This window comes from Xanthomonas populi (assembly GCF_002940065.1).
GTDB classification, from domain to species: Bacteria; Pseudomonadota; Gammaproteobacteria; order Xanthomonadales; family Xanthomonadaceae; genus Xanthomonas; species Xanthomonas populi.
Genome location: NZ_MDEJ01000252.1, coordinates 1 through 2,095, shown reverse-complemented (window position 1 = coordinate 2,095; position 2,095 = coordinate 1). Strand labels below are relative to the sequence as shown.

Annotated in this window: 1 pseudogene; it reads left to right on the top strand. The window is 61.4% G+C overall.

From position 1 onward, the window contains the following. Nucleotides 1-258: 258 nt before the first annotated feature. Nucleotides 259-2,028: pseudogene (locus XpopCFBP1817_RS20515) on the top strand (TonB-dependent receptor); the annotation flags it as partial. Between the last annotated feature and the right edge of the window lie 67 nt (nt 2,029-2,095).

Here is a 2,095-nt window from a genome sequence, read left to right as displayed (position 1 = left end):
TCGCTGATTTTTTGAAGGTATGGTCATCATCCAGTGCGTGTCACCACGGCTACGACTTGGTTGTTCGAGGTGCCCATAATTGAATTCGGAAGCAAGCTACCCGCACGCGCGGCCCCTACCCTCCGCGCGGGGCTTGCAGCAGAACTGGGATGGTTATGGTCGATGCATGCGGCATCCGCGGTGTCAGCCGGTCTGGGGGAGCGGCCCGGTCACTCAGCAGGCTACACATATCCAGGGGTCGATTGCATGCGCAAGTGTTTGAACATCGATCAATTGGCGGCGTCGGTGACCGTCATGCTCACCACCGCCACGCGTCGCCACACGCTTGCCCGGATGACCTTGTTGCTGGCCGGCGCACACCGCCTGCCAGCACTGGCACAGGCAGCGCGCACCCTCGACGCCATCAGCGTGGTGGGCGCCGGCTCCACGCGCACGACTGCGTCCATTTCTGTCGCCGACATCCAGGCACAGCTGCCCGGCGTAGCACCGCAGCAGTTATTGGCGAGCCTGCCCGGGGTGAATGTACAGACCACCGATCGATTCGGCCAGTATGAGTTCGGCGATTCGATGACCATCCGCGGTTTTTCTGCCAACCAGATCGGCGTGACCCTGGACGGCATTCTGATCGAAACCTTCGACATCCGCGAAGGCGGCCCGATCACCCGCTACGTGTCCAGCGAAAACCTGCTCGATGTCACCGTGTCGGCAGGCTCCGGCGATGTCACCCAGCCCTCGTATCACGCGCTCGGCGGTGCGATCCGTTACACCAGCCTGCCCCAGAAAGGCGGCGACAGCTGGAGCGGCAATCTCGCCCAGACCATCGGCTCGGACGATCTGGTGCGCAGTTTCATACGTCTGGATACGCCGGATTGGTGGGAAGGCGGCCCCAGCGCGTACATCTGCGCATCGCGCACGCAGGGCGGGGTGCTGGACATGGAGCCGGCCACGCAAAAGAGCGATCACTTCGAGGCCAAGATCCGCCAGGCCTGGGATGCGGGCAGACTGACGCTGGGCTGGATCTACAACAACCGCAAGGACGACGACGTGCAGTCGTACAACTCCGACGGTTCGGTGCAGTGGGATCTGCAAGAACGCATCACCGGCAATCCGGAAGTGGACGCTGAGCATTACAGCGAATGGCAGAACGGCCGCCGCGATTGGTTGCTCAGCCGTCACGGCGATTTTCTGTTCAACGATGCGATCGGTTTCACCTTCACTGGCGACTACCAAAACACGTATGGTGATGGTGTCGGTGGCAAGCCGCCAAGCACCGCCACCGGCTTGTACGACGACGCCATCGCCGGCACGCCGGGGCGTACCGATATCGCCATCAACGACCCGCAGATCGTCGATGCCAATGGCAATGTCACCAGCGTCGGTGCGATGACCCGGCGCGAAGAAATCATCGGCGGCGATCGCTATGGTGTGGCCACTGCGGTGTCGTGGGAGACCGAGCACAACAAGCTCGAAGTCGGCGCGTGGCACGAGAATTACGACTTCCATCAGGTGCGCCAGCTGTACAACCTAGACCCGGCCACCGGCGCCTTGCTCAAGGGCGCGCTGCCGATCGTCGTCTACTACGACAACCATTTCTCCACCGAGGTGAAGCAGCTCTACATCAAGGACGCGCTACGCCTGCTCGATGACCGGCTCACGATGGAGCTCGGCGCCAAGGGTCTGGATGTCAAACGCGATTACAACGGCATCGCCAATCTGGACGACTTCAACGTCGGTGTGCGGCGCGCTGTCGCCATCAAGAAAAGCGACTGGTTTCAGCCGCAGGTCGGCGCCAGCTCCCAGCTTGCCGAAGGCGTGCAGATGGTCTTCAACTACGCGGAAAACTTCAGCTCTGCGCCGCGTCTTGCATTGACCTCGGGTGCGTTCAATCCGGGTATTGCGCCGGAAGAATCCACCAATATCGACATCGGCATCCGTGCCGAATCCAGCAAGTGGAGCGGCTACGTCGCCGCCTACAAGATCGATTACGAAAACCGCATCATCGCGCTGACCGATCCGGACCCTGAGGTATCCCCACGTTTTTCAGCCCATGACCATCTGGTTGTAGACGTGTTCGGGCAGTGTGCGTAATCGCTCC